Source organism: Micromonospora sp. WMMC264 (assembly GCF_027497275.1).
Lineage (GTDB): Bacteria > Actinomycetota > Actinomycetes > Mycobacteriales > Micromonosporaceae > Micromonospora > Micromonospora chalcea.
In genome coordinates this window covers 5,490,701-5,507,147 of sequence record NZ_CP114907.1, presented here as the reverse complement: position 1 = coordinate 5,507,147, position 16,447 = coordinate 5,490,701, and the positions used below count along the sequence as shown (strand labels likewise).

Sequence of the window (16,447 nt, the reverse complement as noted above, 5' to 3'; positions counted from 1 at the left end):
ACAGGCGGACTCCGCCCCGAACCCGGCCGGAACGCCTCGGGCGTCCCGGCCGGGCATCCGGTCGCTGTCCCGCCCCGGGCGGCGCGGGGCGCCCGGCGCGGGCGGCGCCCCGGTCCGGCCCGCCGGGCTACGCAAGCGCTGGCTGCTCGCCGGAGTCGTGGCCGTGTTCGTCGCGCTGGTGGCCGGCGTCTCACTCGGCCCGGTCAGCCTGCCGCCCGGCAGCGTCGCCGCCGAACTGCTCAACCTGCTACCCGGGGTACGCCTCGACAGCGGGCTCACCGAGCGGGAAATCGCGATCATCACCGAGCTGCGGCTGCCCCGGGTCGTGCTCGGCCTGCTCGTCGGCGCGCTCCTCGCCCTGGCCGGCGGCTGCTACCAGGGCGTCTTCCGCAACCCGCTGGCCGACCCGTACCTGCTCGGCGTGGCGGCCGGCGCCGGCTTCGCGGTCACCACGGCGATCGTGCTCGGCGCCGGAGCCGGCGGGGCGCTGACCGGGTTGCCGATCACCATCCCGCTCGCCGCGTTCGTCGGCTCGCTCGGCGCGGTCGTGCTGACGTACCTGCTCGGCGCGGCCGGCGGACGGGACCGGTCACCGGCCACGCTGATCCTGGCCGGGGTGGCGGTCTCGGCGTTCTTCGGCGCCGGGCAGACGTACCTGCTGCAACAGCACTCCGACAACATCCAGCAGGTCTACTCCTGGCTGCTCGGGCGGCTCGCCACCGCCGGCTGGCACGACGTGTGGCTGGTCCTGCCGTACTTCGTGCTCACCGCCGTGGTGGTGCTGCTGCACCGGCGTGAGCTGGACGTGCTCTCCGTCGGCGACGACGAGGCCACCGGTCTCGGCCTGCACCCGCAGCGCTCCCGCTACCTGCTGATCGCCGCCGCGTCGCTCGGTACCGCCGCCGCGGTCTCCGCGTCCGGGCTGATCGGCTTCGTCGGCATCATCGTGCCGCACACCATGCGGCTGCTCTTCGGCTCCAGCCACCGGATCATCCTGCCGCTGTCCATGCTGTTCGGCGGCGCGTTCCTCGCGCTCACCGACGTGGTCGCCCGTACCGCCGCCGCCCCCGCCGAGATCCCGATCGGCGTGGTCACCGCGCTGCTCGGCGGCCCGTTCTTCGTCCTCGTCCTGCGTACCGCCCGCCGGGTGGCGATGTGAACGCCCCCGCCGTGCGCGTGCACGACCTGCGGGTCGCCCTCGGCGGCAACCCGATCCTGGCCGGCGTCGACCTCACGGTCTCCGCCGGTGAGTGGGTCACCGTGATCGGACCCAACGGCGCCGGCAAGTCGACCCTGTTGCGCGCCGTCGGCGGCCTGCTGACCGGCCCGGGCGAGGTCGCCCTCTTCGGTACGCCGATCGGCGCGCTCCGCCGCCGCGAACGGGCCCGGGTGGTGGCCACGGTGGCCCAGTCCCCGGTGGTGCCGGCCGGCATGTCGGTCTTCGACTACACGCTGCTCGGGCGTACCCCGTACATCCCGGCGCTGGGCCGCGAGTCCGCCGCCGACCTGGCCGCCGTGCACGAGGTGCTGGACCGGCTCGACCTCGGCCCGTTCGCGCACCGTGAGCTGGCCACGCTCTCCGGCGGCGAGCGGCAGCGCGTCTTCCTGGCCCGGGCGCTGGCCCAGGGAGCCACCCTGCTGCTGCTGGACGAGCCGACGAGCGCGCTGGACATCGGGCACCAGCAGGAGGTGCTGGAACTGGTCGACCAGCTCCGCCGCGAGCACGGCCTGACCGTGCTGGCCACCATGCACGACCTCTCGATCGCCGGCGAGTACGCCGACCGTCTGGTGCTGCTGGCCGACGGCCGGGTGGCCGCCGCCGGTCCACCGGACGAGGTGCTCACCGAGGCCCTGCTGGCCCGCCACTACCGAGCCCACATCCGGGTGATCCCCGGCGACCACGGCCCCTTGGTGGTCCCCGTCCGCCCAACCTGACCCCACCCGCCCCGCCTTCGCGCCGTCGATCTTGCACTTCCGGCCCCGACAAAAGGTGCGAATGTAACGCCACGAGGGCCGCAACTGCAAGATCGGCGGACGGGGTGGCGGCTTTGCCGCTGAACAGCCCACCCTCAGGGAGCGCCGTCCCGAATCCTGGGCAGGTGTTCCGATTTCCGGGAGGGCAGATAGATCTTGGTACGAACAGGCCCTCCTGGGGGCCAACCCGTACCAAGATCTCGACCGGACCCGCCTCGCGCGCGGCGGAGGGGGTCAGCGGAGGGTGGAGATGGAGAAGAGGGCGCCGGACGGGTCGCGCAGGGCGGCGCTGCGGCCGGCCGGGTTGTCGCGCGGCGGGACCAGGATGGTGCCGCCCAGCTCGGCGGCCCGCGCGGCGGTGACGTCGGCGTCCTCCACCGCGAAGTAGACGGCCCAGTACGCGGGCAGGTCCTCCGGCATCGGCTCGGCCCGGGGCAGCATCCCGGCGACGATCCGGGCGCCGCAGCGCCACCCGGTGTACGGCACCGGCCCGGCGGGACGTTCCTCCGGGTGCCAGCCGAAGACCAGCGCGTAGAACTCCTTGGCGTTCTCCGGATCGGGGGTGACAAGCTCGTTCCAGCACATCGCGCCGGGTGCGTTGAACAGTTCGGCCCCGCGCATCGCCATCGGCTGCCAGACGCTGAACACCGCGCCCGCCGGGTCGGCGAGCACCGCCATCCGGCCCTGCGTGGCGACGTCGAACGGGGAGACCACCACCTGCCCACCGGCCGCCTCCACCCGGGTCGCGACCAGGTCGGCGTCGTCGGTGGCCACGTACATCGACCAGACCGGCACCTGGTCCGGCGTGGCCGGCGGGCCGGCCCCGGCGACGGCCTTGCCGTCCTTCTGGAAGACGGTGTAGCCGCCCGCTTCCGGCTCGGGGGAGATCTGCCCGGTCCAGCCGAACAGCTCGGGGTAGAACCGTCGCGCGTCCTCCAGCCCCGGCGTGGCCAGGTCGGTCCAGCAGGGTGTGCCGGGCTCGACGCCGTTCACGGTGACCCCTCTCGCCGGGGACGGTCCCGCTGACCCGCCCTGTCGGCATCGTGGCACCGCCGGGTCGGCCACCGGGCCGGAACCGGACAAAAGGTCAGGTGAAGCGGCGTCCCTCGTCCCGCCGGTACGCCCAGCCGGCGGCCGCGGCGAGCACCAGCACCCAGACTCCCAGCATCACCAGCGACAGGGTGCCGGGCCGGAAGTCGGTGACCGCCGCCCAGATCAGTTCCACCGCGCCCCGGGTCGGCAGGTAGGGGGCGATCGCCTTGATGAAGCCGGGCGCGTCGTCCGGCCCGGAGAGCAGGCCGCCGCCGAACGCCAGCGGGAAGAAGATCACCTGCGCCACCACGATCGCCGCCTTGCTCGGCAGCGCGTAGCCGATCGCCAGGCCGAGCAGCGTGAACGGCACCGAGATCACCGCTACCGCGCCGAGCCCGAGCAGGAACTGCAGCGCGCTGACCCGGGCCTCGGTGGCCACCGCGGCGATCACCACCACCGGGATCATCGACACGTACGTCAGCACCAGCCCGGCCAGGATCCGCCCGGTGAGTCGCGGGGCCGGTCCGGTCGGCAGGGTCCGGGTGTACGGGTTCCAGGGCTGGTCGCGGTCCTCGGCGACACCCACGCCGTACTGGAAGATGTTGGCGCTCATCACGGCGAACGTCACCATGGCGGCGGTGGCGTAGGTGGCGCCGGTGGGGTCGTCGCCGGCGAACGGCACCACGAAGAAGAGCATCGCGGCCGCGGGGAAGAAGGCGCTGCCCACCACCGCCACCGGAATCCGGATGATCTCCAGGAGGTGGTAGCGGGCGTGGACGAGGGCGAGCGGCACGACTGTCTCCTAGGCGGGGGTGGGCGCGGGCCGGTCGCCGGCCGTGATGGCGAGGAACGCCTCCTCCAGCGAGGTGGGCCGGACCTCCAGGTCGCGGAACGCCACCCCGGCGGTGACCAGGTCGCGGACGAGCTGGTCGGCGTCGGTGGTGAGCAGGTGCACCCGCCCGTCGGCGCGTTCGGTGGCGACCACCCCGGGCAGCGTCGGCAGGTCGTCGGCGACCAGGCTGACCCGGCGTACGCCGACCATCCCGCGGATCGCCGTCACCGAGTCGTCGGCCAGCACCCGCCCGTGGCCGATCACCACGACGCGCTGCGCGAGCGCCTCCACCTCCTCCAGGTAGTGGCTGCTCAGCAGCACGGCGCCGCCGTCGGCGTGGAAGCCGCGGATCGCGTCCCAGAGCGCGTGCCGCGCCTCCACGTCGAGGCCGGTGGTCGGCTCGTCCAGCACCACCAGCCGGGGACGGCCGACGAACGCCAGCGCCACCGCCAGCCGGCGACGCTGGCCGCCGGAGAGGCCGCCGGTCTGCCGGCGTACCTGGTCGGCGAGGCCGAACCGGTCGAGCAGCTCGCCCCGGGGCACCGGGTCGGGGAAGTGCGCGGAGACGAAGTCGACCACCTCGCCGACCCGCAGCGTGCCGGGCAGGCCGGTCTCCTGCGGAGTGACGCCGAGCTGCCGCCGGCTCGCCGGGTCACGCGGGTCGCCGCCGCACAGCTCGACCCGGCCGCCGCTCGGGCGGCGCAGCCCGACCAGCAGGTTGATCAGGGTGCTCTTGCCGGCGCCGTTCGGGCCGAGCAGGCCGACCAGCTCCCCGGCCCGGACGGTCAGGTCGACCCGGTCCAGGGCCAGCACGTCGCCGTAGCGGCGACTGACCTGTTCGGCGCGGGCCAGGATCATCCGGGGCTCCTCGGGCGGCGGAAGGGTGCTCGTGCACTCCCTGTCTACCGTGCCGGGGCAACCGTCGCCGCCCCCTGTGGAACTGCGCACATCCCCTAGGCTGGTGGCGCCGTCGAGGACGGTGGAAGTTCCGACCGGACACTGGGGAGGGTCCGTGACCAGTCCGAGCAGGAATCTCGCGGTGCAGCCGGAGGCGTTGACGGCGTTCGCCGCCGCCTCCCGGGACCGGGCCGGCCAGTTCCGTGAGCTGCACCGGCTGTTCCGCGACGGCCACGTGGCCCGGCACGCGTTCGGCGTGATGCCCGCGTCGTTCAGTCTCGCCGCCGCGTACGAGCAGCAGTTCGAGGCGTGCCTGGCAGGGCTGGAGGACGGCGCCGAGGTGATGGCGACGATCGCCGAAGGGCTCCGCGACACCGCCGAGGCGTACACCGGCACGGACGTGGCGAACACCGACATGTTCCAGCCGGGCGCCTGAGGGGGCGGGATGAGCACCGAGGCGCTGCAGCGCAACAAGACCTACTTCGAGCAGATCGTGTCGGGCACGCCCGACCCGTTCAAGCCGCTGTCCAACGCCGTGCTGTGGCCGTTCGAGCAGCTGCTGGAACTGGTCGCCGGCGAGCCGGACGATCTGATGCGGGCGGCCCAGCTCGCGCTGACCACCGGCGACGCGGTCCGGCGGATCGCCGGCGACCAGGTCGCCGACCGGGCCCGGCTGCGCGGCGCCTGGGACGGCGACGCGGCGGACAAGTTCCACGCCTCGATGGAGTCGATCGAGGAGGCGATGGAGGAACTGGCCAAGGGGCTGGACGGCACCAAGGAGGTGCTGGTCGACGCCGCCAATGCCGCTGTCGACGCGTTCAACCTGCTGGTCGAGCTGATCCTGGAGTTCCTGCTCTGGTTCCTGACCGAGGTCATCATCGCCGCGGTGGCGGCAGTGCTGAGCGCCGGGGTGAGCCTGGCCGCCACAGTGGTGCGGGTGCTGGCCCGGCTCGCCACCACCGTCGGCCGCATGGTCAAGATCGTGGCGCGGTTCGCGGAGATCCTCACGAAGCTCGCCACCAAGCTCCAGAAGGTCGCCGAGCTGCTCATGCGCTACCGCCAGGTGGTGCTGGAGCTCCGCAAGGCCAAGAAGGCGTACGGCGCGTTCAGTAAGGCCGGCTACACCAGGGAGGCGGTGCTGTTCAAGGCCAAACGCGCCGCCATCCTGTTCCCGGGCAAGTTCGCCATCAACCAGGCGTCACCGGTGAACATCCCCGGTATCGGCGGCGCCCTGCTCGACACCGGCATGGGGCTGCACGACATCTCCGACGGGCGCAAGGACCGCAACTACCTGGTGGACGGCACGTACCGCGAGGATCTCGGCCCGTACACAAAGGGCGTGCAGAACGTGTTCGACTCGATCGTGAACTGAGAGGCACCCATGACGTTCCCGGCCCTGGACCGGATCGAGGCGCTGGCCCGCAACCTGGACGGGTGGCAGCGCGAACTCGGCGCGCGGATGGCCGAGCTGGAGCAGAGCAGCGCCCAGGGGGTCAGCGACTCCGGCCTGGTCACCGTGGTGGCCGCCGCCGACGGCAAGATCCTCTCCACCGACATCAACGCGCGGGCCATGCGGTTCGACTCGTACACGCTGGCCGAGGAGATCACCGCCGCGGCGAACCGGGCGCAGGAGGCCGCCGCCGCCCGGGTACGCGAGATCGTCGGCGAGGTGATGGGCAACGCCCCGGCGGCGGAGCGCCGTACCGACGACGGCTACGGCGACGGCCGATACTGAGCCGATGGACGAGACCAGATACCGCGACCCGATCGACCGGCTCGTCGAGCCCGGCGAGCGCGTGCTGGCCCACGCCAAGGCCGACGTCGGCCAGGGCCTCGCCCCGGCGCCGCCGCCCGAACCGGAGTCCACTGCCGAGCCGGGTCGGCGGACGCTCGGCTCGGTGCTGCTGAACGTCCTCCTGCCGCTGGCCACCTGGGACCGCGGCGACCGGCTGGTCGATGCGATCGGCTGGGGGATCGCCGGCCGTGGCGAGCCCGGCTCGGCCGCCTCCCGCCTGCACCGCGCGCTCCGCCCGGCCCGGCCCGACCTCCAGGTCCGGGAGACGCTGCTCGCGGTCACCGACCGGCGGCTGCTGGTCTGCCGTACCGGCGGGGTCAAGCTGCTGGCCGGGCGCGAGGCCGAGGAACGCGCGCTGGCCGAGACGTCGGTGGCGTGGTCGGCCGCGCGTGCGGAGGTCGCCTCGGCCCGGGTCGGGTGGCACCGGCTCAACCCGAAGCGGCTGCGGATCGACTTCACCGACGGTTCCTGGCTGTCGTTCACCGTGCCGATCGCCGAGTCCGGCCGTCCGCTGCGCGAGGTCGCCGCCGCGCTGAGCGCCTGACGGGTCCGCCCGCCCGGGCCGCAGCCGGGCCGCAGCCGCCCGCCCGCGTCAGGCCGTCAGCGGCGCGGGCAGCGGCTCGCGGTGCAGCACGGCCAGGCGGGAGACCGCCCGGGTCAGCACCACGTAGAGGCGGTGCAGCCCACGCGGCTCGGCGGCCACGATCGCGGCCGGCTCGACGACCACCACGTGGTCGTACTCCAGGCCCTTGACCAGCGTCGCCGGGACCACGGTTACGCGCGCCGCGGCCTCGACGTCGTCGGCGGTCGCGGTCTCGACGCCCGCGTCGGCGAGCGCCGCGCGCAGCCGGTCCACCGCGTCGTCCGCGGCGATCACACCGACCGAGCCGTCGTGCGCGAGCGCCGCCCGCACCTCGGCCACCGTCGCGGCCGCCAGGTCCTCGGCGGTACGCACATCCAGCGCGCCGTCGTGGCGAAGCGAGCGGGCCGGGGGTACGTCGACGGCGAGCGCCGGCAGCAGCCGGTTCGCGAACGCCACCACTGCCGCCGGCACCCGGAAGCCCACGCTCAGCGGCACCACAGCGGCGTCCGGCTTGCCCAGGTGGGCCAGGGACTCCCGCCAGTCGGTCGCGGCCCACGGCGCGGTGCCCTGGGCGAGGTCGCCGAGAAGCGTGATCGAGCCGTGCTCGCTGCGCCGGGCGATGGCGCGGCACTGCATCGGGGAGAGGTCCTGCGCCTCGTCCACCACCACGTGCCCGAAGCCGGCGGGCCGTTCCAGCAGCCCGGCCACCTCGTCGATGAGCACCGCGTCGGCGGCGGTCCACCGGGTCGCCTTCGCGGTGCGCGCGGGCTTGCCGGACCGGAACAGCTCCTGCTCCTCGGGCGTGAGCAGGCCGTCCGCGGCGGCGGCGAGCGCGTCGGCGTCGGTGCGCAGCCGGTGCAGCAGCCCGTTCGGGGTGAGCGCCGGCCAGACCGCGTCGAGCAGGTCGGTGACCGGCTTGATCCGGCTCATCCGCCGCAGCCAGGCGTCGCTCGGCGACTCCGCCCGGCGCGCCTCCGCCTGGCGTTGCAGCAGCCCCACCACCCGCGCCCGGACCCGTTCCCGGCCGGTGGCGTAGGGCAGCCCTTCCTGGCGCGTCTCGGTGACCAGCCGGTGCAGCGGGTCGAGCCCGATCCGCCACCGGTACGAGCCGTCCGACACCATGATCGGCTCGGTGGGCGTACCGATGTGGGCCTCGACGGCCCGGCGCAGCACCTCGGCCATCCGGACGTCGTGCTTGAGCGCGGCGGCGGCCGGGTCGTCGACAGCGCGGACCGGGACCCGCGCGACCAGGTCCTCCACGGTGGCCTGCTCGACCTCGACCTCACCGAGCGCGGGGAGCACCGCCGCGATGTACGACAGGAACGCCCGGTTCGGCCCGACGATCAGCACTCCCGAGCGGCGCAGTCGTTCCCGGTGCAGGTAGAGCAGGTACGCGGCGCGGTGCAGCCCGACCGCCGTCTTGCCGGTGCCGGGCGCGCCCTGCACGCAGATCGAGTCGGCCAGGTCGGCCCGGACCAGTTCGTCCTGCTCCGGCTGGATGGTGGCGACGATGTCGCGCATCGGGCCGACGCGGGGGCGCTCGATCTCGGCGGTGAGGATGCGGCTGGCGGTGCCGAGTTCCTCGCCCCGGTCCAGGTGCTCGTCCTCGAAGCTGGTCAGCACGCCCGCGCTGAACCCGAACCGGCGGCGTACGGCGACGCCCTGCGGGTCACGCGCGCTGGCCCGGTAGAACGACCGGGACACCGGGGCCCGCCAGTCCAGCACCAGCGGCTCGCCCAGCTCGTCGGTGACGTGCCGCCGCCCGACGTGGTAGTCCCGCCCGGCGTGGTCCGGGTCCGTCTCCCCGAAGTCGAGGCGGCCGAAGAACAGCGGCGTGGTCGGGTCGTCGGCCAGCTCCTTGACCCGCCGGGCCATGTGCCGGCCGAGCTGCTCGGCGGTGTACGAGTCACCGGCCACCTTGTCGCCGGTGGCGAAGAGCGCCTCGGCGCGTTCCCGCATCCGTTTCAGCGCGGCTCGGGAGGCGTCGAGGTGGGCGCGCTCGGCGGCGAGTTCGGCGTCGAGGTCGGGCGTGGCGTCACGTTCGGGCGTGGTGTCAAGTTCGGTTGCGGGCACTGTGAACTCCGATGGCTCAACTGAGGCTCGCTCGCGTGTCCGGGGCGGTTGGCCTGCTCCCGGCGCGGGGACGTCCGCTGCGGTGCATGCTCACCGCGGCCGTCGGGCGGCCATCCACGCTACGGCCATCCAGCCGCCCGCACCACCGATTTTTCCTGCCGAGCGTGTCACTCGACCGACCCGGCTCTTAATAATATTCTTAAGTTCGGGGATGAGAAGTGGAGTGGGAGATTCTGATGACCGGGCAGGTCGAGGACTTCCTCGATGAGCTCTACGCTGCCGACCGTGAGTCGCACCGCCTGGTGAACCAGGCAATCCTGGTGCTGGAACGCAACGGTCCCATCGAGGGGCGCCCGCTGGTCGACAGCATCACCGCATCTCGCCTCAGTAACCTCAAGGAGCTGCGGCCTCCCTCTGCCGGGCGCACCGAGATCAGGATTCTCTTCGTCTTCGACCCGTGGCGCTCCGCGGTTCTGCTGGTCGCCGGCGACAAGTCGGGGCAGTGGACGCGCTGGTACCGGGATGCCATTCCGGAGGCGGAGCAGCTCTACGACACCTACCTCAAGGAGCGGCAGGAGGAGATTCGATGAGCGGCGTCAAGCGGTGGCGTGACACCTCGCACCTGGGCCGGGCGGTGGAGACCGCCGGTGGTGTGCAGGCATTCGAGGCCGCGATCGGTGGCATGCTCGACGAGGCCCGCGGGTGGCGTCTCGCGGAGCTGCGCAAGCGGCGCGAGATGACTCAGGAGCAGGTCGCGTTGAGGATGGGTGTGTCGGTCGCGCGAGTGTCGCAGATCGAGGCGGGCAGTGTCGCGACCCAGGACGTGCTCGCGCGGTACATCGCCGCTCTCGGCGGCACGCTCAAGCTGATCGCCGATTTCGGCGACGAGCAGCTCAAGGTCGCCTGAGTCGACGGGCTCCACCCTGCGTGTCCAGGTGTCGGCGGCGCGGGATCATTGGGGCATGACCGAGGCGCGGCCCGAGCAGCGCCGGGTGACGATCAGCGACCCGCAGGTGATGCGGGCGCTGGCTCACCCGGCCCGTATGGCGATCATGGAACATCTCGGCACGCTGGAGGGCGGTGCGACGGCCACCGAGTGCGCCGAGATCGCCGGGCTGTCGCCGAGCGCGACCAGCTACCACCTGCGTGAGCTGGCGAAGTTCGGGCTGATCCGGCAGGCGCCCGGCCGGGGGGACGCGCGGGAGCGGGTGTGGCAGGCGGTGAATCCGTCGTTCCACGTCGAGGTGGGGCCGGATGCCGAACCGGAGGCACGCGCCGCCGAGGCGGCCCTGGTCGAGGCGCACATGGTCCGCGACGCCCAGCGGGTCCGGGACTGGCTGCGCCGCGCGCCGGACGAGTCGCCGGAGTGGTACGCGGCGACCTGGTTCAGCGACAGCGTGCTGCTGGTGACCGCCGAGGAGTTGAGCGAGTTGAACCAGGCGATCCAGGCGCTGATGGAGCCGTACCGGCGGCGGCATCGGGCCGATCCACCCGCCGGGGTCCGTGCGGTGGCGGCTCAGTACCGGGCGATGCCCATCGATTGAGGGGTTGTGCGCACCAGGTGTGAAGGATTATTTTCGAAGTATGTCCTTCACACCTGGCTCCTCGTGCTGGCCGGACGTCTGGCTCGCGGCCACCGCGCGTGGCATCTCCAGTTGCGGGAACTTCCTGGTCACCAGCGCCCTCACGCTGGCGCTCCAGTCCGCCGGGGCCGGTGGGCTCGCCGTCTCCGGGCTGCTGCTCGCCGCGACGCTGCCGCTGGTCGCGCTCGCGCCGCTGACCGGTCGTCTCGCCGACCGGGTGGACAGCCGGGTGCTGCTGATCGCGACCGGGCTCGGTCAGGGGGCGACCTGCCTGGCGCTCGCCTACGCACCGGGTCCGGCGCTGGTGATCGCGCTGGTGGCACTTCTGGCCACCGGCCTCGCGGTCTCCCAGCCGGTGATCTCCGCGCTGGTGCCGGTGATGGTGCGGCCGGAGGACCTGCCCCGGGCCGGCGCGCTCAACCAGACCGCCGGCACACTCGGCGCGCTCGCCGGACCGGCGCTGGCCGGGCTCCTGGTCGGCCAGTTCGGCACCCGGGTACCGCTGCTCCTCGGCGCGCTCAGCTATCTCTCCCTGGTGGGGGCCGGGCTGCTCGTCCGTACCCGAAGGGGTGGCCGCCGGGTGACCGTCGGCGCCGCCGCGGCGGTCGCGCCCCCGTGGCGGTTCCGGCGCGACCCGCTGCTGACGGTGATGGTCGGCAGCGTGGCCGCGGTGATCGGCGCGGTCGGGGCGGTGAACGTGATCGAGGTCTTCTTCATCCGGGAGACGCTCGGCAGCAGCGCCACCGTGTACGGGCTGGTCACCGGCTCGTGGACGCTCGGCATCGTGCTCGGCGCGTGGCTGTTCGCCCGGGTCGCCCGCCGGCTCGCCGACGACGGCGCGCTGCTCGGCGCCGGGCTGGTGCTGCTCGGCGGATGCTGCCTGGCGGTGCTCGTGTCGGCGGCGGTGCCCTCGGCGTGGCTGCTCGTGCCGATCTGGTTGCTGGGCGGGGTCGGTAACGGCGGCGACAACGTCTTCAACAACCTCCTGCTGGCCCGGCGGGTGCCGGAGGCGGCCCGGGGCCGGGCGTTCGCGGTCTTCGGCGCGGCGGCACAGGGCGCCGCGATGGGCGGCTACCTGGTCGGGGGCCTGCTGCTGGAGGTGGCCGGCCCGCGCACGCTGATCGCCGGCTGCGGCGTGGCCGGCCTGCTGGTGGTGGCGGCGCTGGCCGGGCCGGTCCGCCGGGCGGTACGCGCCGAGCGCGCCGTCGTCCCCGCCGCAGCCGTGGCGGCGGAGCCGGTCTGACCGCTGGTTAAGAAGGGCCCCTTCCTATACCGGAGGCGTTAATAGGGGGCCCTTCCTTACCGCCGGGTGCGGGGTTCACCACTCCATCGGATCCCCCGGCGGCGGGGGAGAGGTCGCGGCGATACGGTCGGGTCATGGCCGATCGCATCGCCCGCCCCCGGGTGGGGCACATCCAGTTCCTCAACTGCCTGCCCATCTACTGGGGGCTGATGCGGTCCGGCGCGCTCATCGACGTCGACCTGCACAAGGACTCGCCGGACCGGCTCAGCGCCGACCTGGTCGCCGGTGACCTCGACATCGGCCCGATCACGCTCGTGGAGTTCCTCAAGCACGCCGACGACCTGCTGCTCCTGCCCGACCTGGCGGTCGGCAGCGACGGGCCGGTGCTCTCGGTGAACATGGTGTCCACCCGCCCGCTGGGTGAGCTGGACGGCGCCCGGGTCGCGCTCGGCTCGACGTCGCGTACCGGGGTGCTGCTGGCCCAGCTGCTGCTCGCCGAGCGGCACGGGGTGCGGCCGGAGTACTTCCGCTGCCCGCCGGACCTGACCCAGATGCTGCTGGAGGCCGACGCCGGGGTGCTGATCGGCGACGTGGCGCTGCGCGCGCTGTACGAGGCGCCCGCCAAGGGCCTCGAGGTGACCGACCTGGGTCAGGCGTGGCACGACTGGACCGGGCTGCCGATGGTCTTCGCCGTCTGGGCGGTACGCCGTGACTTCGCCGCCGCCCACCCCGGCCTGGTCAAGGAGGTGCACGAGGCGTTCCTGCGCTCGCGTGACCTGTGCCTGGCCGAGCTGGACCAGGTGGCGGAGGCGGCGGCCCGCTGGGAGACGTTCGACGCGGACACGCTCGCCACGTACTTCCGGGCGCTGGACTTCTCGCTCGGTGAGCGGCAGGTGGCCGGGCTGCGCGAGTTCGCCCGCCGGGCGGCCGCGTACGGGGAGGTGCCGGCGCTGCCGGCCGACGGTCCGGAGTTCTTCCAGGGCTGAGCGTGCGGCCCGGCTGCCGACCCCGCGGTGGGCGGCCGGGCGGATCAGGTGGCCGGGCGCAGCAGCGCCTTGGTGATCCGTTCGCAGGCGTCCATGCCGTACTCCCAGCCGCCCTCGACACCGAACGGGCTGCGGACCATCACGCCCATCGTCCACGTCTCGCCGATGGCGAGGCAGTTGACGTGGTACTCCTTTTCCTTGTCCCGGTCGATCCACCCGTTCTTGATGGCGATCTTCTTCTGCTGGGCGGCCGGGAACGCCTTGCGGATGCCGAAGTCACCGGGGGCGCGTACCTGGCGCATCTCGTTGAGCAGCCACTTGGTCCACTTCGGCCCCGCCGCGCGGCCGTCGTCGATGCAGAGCCCGAGCCGGGCGGTGTCCCGGGGGGACAGCTCGGTGCGGCTCCAGCCGCCGTCGTCGGCGACCGCGCTGTCGGTGAGCTTGCAGATCGAGATGAGGCGCTCGATCGAGTCGGAACCGCCCACGCTCTCGTAGAACTCCTGGGCGCGGGTGTTGTCGCTGTCGCGAATGATCTTCGTGGCGTCGGCCAGCTTCGCCTCGCTCGGCGTCTTGCCGTCCTCGGCGCGCAGGCGCAGGTAGTCGGCCACCACCCAGGACTTGATCAGCGAAGCGGTCGTGCTGGTCTCGTCCATGTTCGCGGAACCGATGATCTTTCCGGTGCGCTTGTCCAGCACGGACCAGGCGTACCAGCCCTTGATCTTCAGGCTGTCCAGGTTCTTCTCCTGGAACGGCAGCGGGGTGAGCGCCGGTGAGGGAGCGACGCGCGGCGCGTTGCGGTCGACGGTTTGCCGGGCGGACCGCTCGTTGGTCGGCTCGGGGTGCGAGCTTGCGGTGGCCTCCAGCGGCGAGCCGGGGATCACCCGCAGGGAGAGGCCGAGCAGTCCGAGGAGAACCACTGCCAGGGCGCTGAACGCCAGCGGGCGGCGATGGCTGCCGGGTCGACGCCGGGCGCCGGCCATCAGAGCTTCCCGGCCGGCTGTTGCGGCACCTTGAGCGCGGCGCCGGGCTGCGGCGTCACGAGCTGGGTGGCGACGCTGGCGCACATCTTCGCGCCGTACGACAGGCCGGCCCTGGCCGGGTAGCGCATCATGACCGAGAGACTCCACTTGTCGGTGAACGCCAAGCAGCTGACGTGCCAGTTGCCGTCGTAGGCGAGCCGCGTCCAGCCGTTCTTCATGTGCACCGGGCCCTGCGCCTTGATCGTCGCGGGCAGGCCGTCGATGATGCCCCACCGGCCGCCGCCGGAGCGCTCCTCCTGCTGCTTGACGCTGCCGGCCACCTTGGTCATCTCGCTGAGCAGCCACTTCGTCCACTTGGGCCCGGCGGCGCGGCCGTCGGCGATGCAGTCGCCGAGGCGAACGGCGTCCCGGGGGGACATCTCGGTGAAGCTCCACCAGCCCTCGTAGTCGGGCACGTCGCCGGGCCTGGTGTCGGTCAGGCCGCAGATCCGGATCGCGCGCGCGATGACCGGGTCCGGCTTGCCGCCCGGCTGCGGCTTGTAGGAGCCGCCGGCCGCCCGGTAGACCCGGTTGGCGCCGTCGTCGTCGCTGTCCCGGATCGCCAGGATCGCCGCCTTCTTCAGGTCGTCGCTCGGCTCCTTCTCGCCGAGCTGGCGCAGGTAGTCCGCGACGATCCAGGCCTTGAGCATCGACTCGGTGGAGCTGGTCTGGTTCATGTTCTTCGCGCCGGTGACGGTGCCCGTCTCGCGGTCCATCAGTGCCCAGGAGAAGAACTCGCCCTCGAACTTCACCGAGACCGGCGCGTTGGCGAGCGTCGGCGGTGCGGGGGCGGTCGGGCTCGGCGCCGGGACCTGTCCACCGCCGCCGATGCCGCCCTCGCCGCTGCCGCCGGCGAACTTGGCGTACGCGGCGGGCACCAGCATGACGCCACCGACGAGGACCGCCACGATGGCGAGCACCATGGTCACGCGAGGTCGCATGAGTGGTGAACTCCAGATGTATGGCCGGGGGGACCGGCGCTTCCGCAGGTTTCGCTCCGGTCGCCACAAGGCCGGGGGACGTTGGCCTGAACGGTGACGATCTTGGAGCCGAACGGCTTGCCGGGGGAAGTCTACTTCCGGACTGTCGATATGCCAGGTCTCGACACCCGCCGACTTGGTGGGAAGGGCGGGTTATTGACGTGCTTTGCCAGCCTTGGGAGGTTTCACCTTCATTGGGTGATCGACATCACAGTCACTCTCCGATTGCTGGCGATGACGGCAGGCGCTTGTCCGGTCGTGGAAGGCGGCTCGCGAATGCTGTTACACCCTCTGGTGTCAATCGTGCCGAGCTGTAACACTAGCTACATGTATGGCAATGACTTCGCTCCGCCGGAGGACGCTCCGGGCGGCGGCCTGCTCGGCGAAGTGGAGGCCGCGGAGGCGGCGCTGCGCGAAGCGGCGGCGCGGGCGCGGCGCGGCGGTCCGGCGCCGGACGAGGACGTCGAGGCGTACTTCGCCGACGTCATCGACGCGGACCAGAAGATCGAGCCCCGCGACTGGATGCCCGAGGCGTACCGCAGGACGCTGATCCGGCAGATCGCGCAGCACGCGCACTCCGAGATCATCGGCATGCAGCCGGAGGGCAACTGGATCAGCCGGGCGCCGTCGCTCAAGCGCAAGGCGATCCTGCTGGCGAAGGTGCAGGACGAGGCCGGCCACGGCCTCTACCTCTACGCGGCGGCCGAGACGCTCGGGATCAGCCGCGACGAGCTGGTGGACCTGCTGCTCGACGGGCGGCAGAAGTACAGCTCGATCTTCAACTACCCGACGCTGACCTGGGCCGACGTCGGCGCGATCGGCTGGCTCGTGGACGGCGCGGCGATCGTCAACCAGGTGCCGCTGTGCCGCTGCTCCTACGGCCCGTACGCCCGGGCGATGATCCGGGTCTGCAAGGAGGAGTCGTTCCACCAGCGGCAGGGCTACGAGATCCTGCACACGCTGGCGCACGGCACCGAAGCGCAGAAGGCGATGGCCCAGGACGCGGTGGACCGCTGGTGGTACCCGTCACTTGCCATGTTCGGCCCGCCGGACGGCGACTCGACGCACAGCGCCCAGTCGATGGCCTGGAAGATCAAGCGCTTCTCCAACGACGAGCTGCGCCAGCGCTTCGTCGACATGTGCGTCGGCCAGGCGGAGGTGCTCGGCCTCACCCTGCCCGACCCGGATCTGCGCTGGAACGACGAGCGCCAGGCGTACGACTACACCCAGCCCGACTACGACGAGCTGATGCGGGTGATCAAGGGCAACGGGCCGTGCAACAGGGAGCGCATGGCGCACCGGCGCAAGGCGCACGCCGACGGCGCGTGGGTACGGGAGGCCGCCGCGGCGTACGCCGCGAAGCGGTCAGATCGAAAGGCGGTGGCGGCATGAGCGAACGCACCGAGCGCAGCGAGGGCCGTGAGGGCATGCCCGGTCAATCCAGCATGAG

18 protein-coding genes are annotated in these 16,447 nt (G+C 72.6%); 12 read left to right on the top strand and 6 right to left on the bottom strand.

The window, feature by feature from the left end; translation table 11 throughout:
• Positions 1-64 precede the first annotated feature (64 nt).
• Together O7542_RS24270 and O7542_RS24265 are read left to right on the top strand one after the other, a co-directional pair.
• On the top strand, positions 65-1,159 hold the full coding sequence (locus O7542_RS24270) for an iron ABC transporter permease (protein WP_069088714.1): 1,095 nt from the start codon (positions 65-67) through the stop codon (positions 1,157-1,159).
• Positions 1,156-1,935 carry an ABC transporter ATP-binding protein gene (locus O7542_RS24265; protein WP_043327362.1) on the top strand — a complete coding sequence of 260 codons (780 nt, stop codon included), beginning with the start codon at positions 1,156-1,158 and terminating at the stop codon, positions 1,933-1,935. The genes O7542_RS24270 and O7542_RS24265 overlap by 4 nt, the downstream gene beginning before the upstream one ends.
• 273 nt (positions 1,936-2,208) lie before the next feature.
• Here O7542_RS24265 and O7542_RS24260 read toward each other — a convergent pair whose 3' ends face one another.
• The 3 genes from O7542_RS24260 to O7542_RS24250 all read right to left on the bottom strand — a co-directional run bounded on the left by O7542_RS24260 (position 2,209) and on the right by O7542_RS24250 (position 4,696).
• Complete coding sequence (locus O7542_RS24260; protein ID WP_064448418.1) at positions 2,209-2,967, bottom strand: VOC family protein; 759 nt, start codon at positions 2,965-2,967, stop codon at positions 2,209-2,211.
• Positions 2,968-3,061: 94 nt separating this feature from the next.
• Positions 3,062-3,799, bottom strand: a complete 738-nt coding sequence (locus tag O7542_RS24255; RefSeq protein ID WP_043327358.1) for an ABC transporter permease — start codon at positions 3,797-3,799, stop codon at positions 3,062-3,064.
• Positions 3,800-3,808: 9 nt separating this feature from the next.
• On the bottom strand, positions 3,809-4,696 hold the full coding sequence (locus O7542_RS24250) for an ABC transporter ATP-binding protein (RefSeq protein WP_064448419.1): 888 nt from the start codon (positions 4,694-4,696) through the stop codon (positions 3,809-3,811).
• A 154-nt stretch (positions 4,697-4,850) separates the two neighbouring features.
• Between O7542_RS24250 and O7542_RS24245 the strand changes: the two genes are divergently transcribed.
• The 4 genes from O7542_RS24245 to O7542_RS24230 are packed head-to-tail and all read left to right on the top strand — an operon-like array spanning position 4,851 to position 7,074.
• Positions 4,851-5,171 (top strand): type VII secretion target, encoded by a 321-nt coding sequence (locus O7542_RS24245; RefSeq protein WP_064448420.1) that lies wholly within the window; start codon positions 4,851-4,853, stop codon positions 5,169-5,171.
• A gap of 9 nt (positions 5,172-5,180) precedes the next feature.
• Positions 5,181-6,107 (top strand): WXG100 family type VII secretion target, encoded by a 927-nt coding sequence (locus O7542_RS24240; protein WP_043327351.1) that lies wholly within the window; start codon positions 5,181-5,183, stop codon positions 6,105-6,107.
• A gap of 9 nt (positions 6,108-6,116) precedes the next feature.
• A complete protein-coding gene (locus O7542_RS24235; RefSeq protein WP_043327350.1) occupies positions 6,117-6,470 on the top strand; it encodes a YbaB/EbfC family nucleoid-associated protein in 354 nt (117 codons plus the stop codon).
• A gap of 4 nt (positions 6,471-6,474) precedes the next feature.
• On the top strand, positions 6,475-7,074 hold the full coding sequence (locus O7542_RS24230; protein WP_043327348.1) for a hypothetical protein: 600 nt from the start codon (positions 6,475-6,477) through the stop codon (positions 7,072-7,074).
• A gap of 48 nt (positions 7,075-7,122) precedes the next feature.
• Here the strand turns inward: O7542_RS24230 and O7542_RS24225 are convergent, their stop codons facing one another.
• Positions 7,123-9,186 (bottom strand): AAA family ATPase, encoded by a 2,064-nt coding sequence (locus tag O7542_RS24225; RefSeq protein ID WP_281605248.1) that lies wholly within the window; start codon positions 9,184-9,186, stop codon positions 7,123-7,125.
• Between the two features lie 236 nt (positions 9,187-9,422).
• On the opposite strand from O7542_RS24225, the gene O7542_RS24220 reads away from it, so the two are divergent.
• The 5 genes from O7542_RS24220 to O7542_RS24200 all read left to right on the top strand — a co-directional run bounded on the left by O7542_RS24220 (position 9,423) and on the right by O7542_RS24200 (position 12,998).
• A complete protein-coding gene (locus tag O7542_RS24220; protein ID WP_043330725.1) occupies positions 9,423-9,776 on the top strand; it encodes a type II toxin-antitoxin system RelE/ParE family toxin in 354 nt (117 codons plus the stop codon).
• The gene (locus tag O7542_RS24215; protein ID WP_043327344.1) at positions 9,773-10,093 is read left to right on the top strand and encodes a helix-turn-helix transcriptional regulator; all 321 of its coding nucleotides are present in this window, start codon (positions 9,773-9,775) and stop codon (positions 10,091-10,093) included. Before O7542_RS24220 ends, O7542_RS24215 begins: the two co-directional genes overlap by 4 nt.
• A 55-nt stretch (positions 10,094-10,148) precedes the next feature.
• A complete protein-coding gene (locus O7542_RS24210) occupies positions 10,149-10,730 on the top strand; it encodes a winged helix-turn-helix domain-containing protein (protein ID WP_043327342.1) in 582 nt (193 codons plus the stop codon).
• Positions 10,731-10,770: 40 nt separating this feature from the next.
• Complete coding sequence (locus tag O7542_RS24205; RefSeq protein ID WP_281605247.1) at positions 10,771-12,012, top strand: MFS transporter; 1,242 nt, start codon at positions 10,771-10,773, stop codon at positions 12,010-12,012.
• Positions 12,013-12,146: 134 nt separating this feature from the next.
• Entirely contained in the window at positions 12,147-12,998 is an 852-nt protein-coding gene (locus O7542_RS24200) for a menaquinone biosynthesis protein (protein ID WP_030500756.1), read from the top strand.
• Positions 12,999-13,042: 44 nt separating this feature from the next.
• Here O7542_RS24200 and O7542_RS24195 read toward each other — a convergent pair whose 3' ends face one another.
• Positions 13,043-13,978, bottom strand: a complete 936-nt coding sequence (locus O7542_RS24195) for a hypothetical protein (RefSeq protein ID WP_104114446.1) — start codon at positions 13,976-13,978, stop codon at positions 13,043-13,045.
• Positions 13,978-14,958 (bottom strand): hypothetical protein, encoded by a 981-nt coding sequence (locus O7542_RS24190; protein ID WP_069088833.1) that lies wholly within the window; start codon positions 14,956-14,958, stop codon positions 13,978-13,980. The genes O7542_RS24195 and O7542_RS24190 overlap by 1 nt, the downstream gene beginning before the upstream one ends.
• A gap of 366 nt (positions 14,959-15,324) precedes the next feature.
• On the opposite strand from O7542_RS24190, the gene paaA reads away from it, so the two are divergent.
• Complete coding sequence (gene paaA, locus O7542_RS24185) at positions 15,325-16,389, top strand: 1,2-phenylacetyl-CoA epoxidase subunit PaaA (RefSeq protein ID WP_281605246.1); 1,065 nt, start codon at positions 15,325-15,327, stop codon at positions 16,387-16,389.
• Positions 16,390-16,447 lie beyond the last annotated feature (58 nt).

Coding starts and splice junctions, on each gene's coding strand:
- O7542_RS24200 (WP_030500756.1), top strand. CDS start 12,147: ATGGCCGATCGCATCGCCCGCCCCCGGGTGGGGCACATCCAGTTCCTC.
- paaA (WP_281605246.1), top strand. CDS start 15,325: ATGTATGGCAATGACTTCGCTCCGCCGGAGGACGCTCCGGGCGGCGGC.
- O7542_RS24195 (WP_104114446.1), bottom strand. CDS start 13,978: ATGGCCGGCGCCCGGCGTCGACCCGGCAGCCATCGCCGCCCGCTGGCG.
- O7542_RS24230 (WP_043327348.1), top strand. CDS start 6,475: ATGGACGAGACCAGATACCGCGACCCGATCGACCGGCTCGTCGAGCCC.
- O7542_RS24235 (WP_043327350.1), top strand. CDS start 6,117: ATGACGTTCCCGGCCCTGGACCGGATCGAGGCGCTGGCCCGCAACCTG.
- O7542_RS24250 (WP_064448419.1), bottom strand. CDS start 4,696: ATGATCCTGGCCCGCGCCGAACAGGTCAGTCGCCGCTACGGCGACGTG.
- O7542_RS24190 (WP_069088833.1), bottom strand. CDS start 14,958: ATGCGACCTCGCGTGACCATGGTGCTCGCCATCGTGGCGGTCCTCGTC.
- O7542_RS24220 (WP_043330725.1), top strand. CDS start 9,423: ATGACCGGGCAGGTCGAGGACTTCCTCGATGAGCTCTACGCTGCCGAC.
- O7542_RS24210 (WP_043327342.1), top strand. CDS start 10,149: ATGACCGAGGCGCGGCCCGAGCAGCGCCGGGTGACGATCAGCGACCCG.
- O7542_RS24240 (WP_043327351.1), top strand. CDS start 5,181: ATGAGCACCGAGGCGCTGCAGCGCAACAAGACCTACTTCGAGCAGATC.
- O7542_RS24205 (WP_281605247.1), top strand. CDS start 10,771: ATGTCCTTCACACCTGGCTCCTCGTGCTGGCCGGACGTCTGGCTCGCG.
- O7542_RS24215 (WP_043327344.1), top strand. CDS start 9,773: ATGAGCGGCGTCAAGCGGTGGCGTGACACCTCGCACCTGGGCCGGGCG.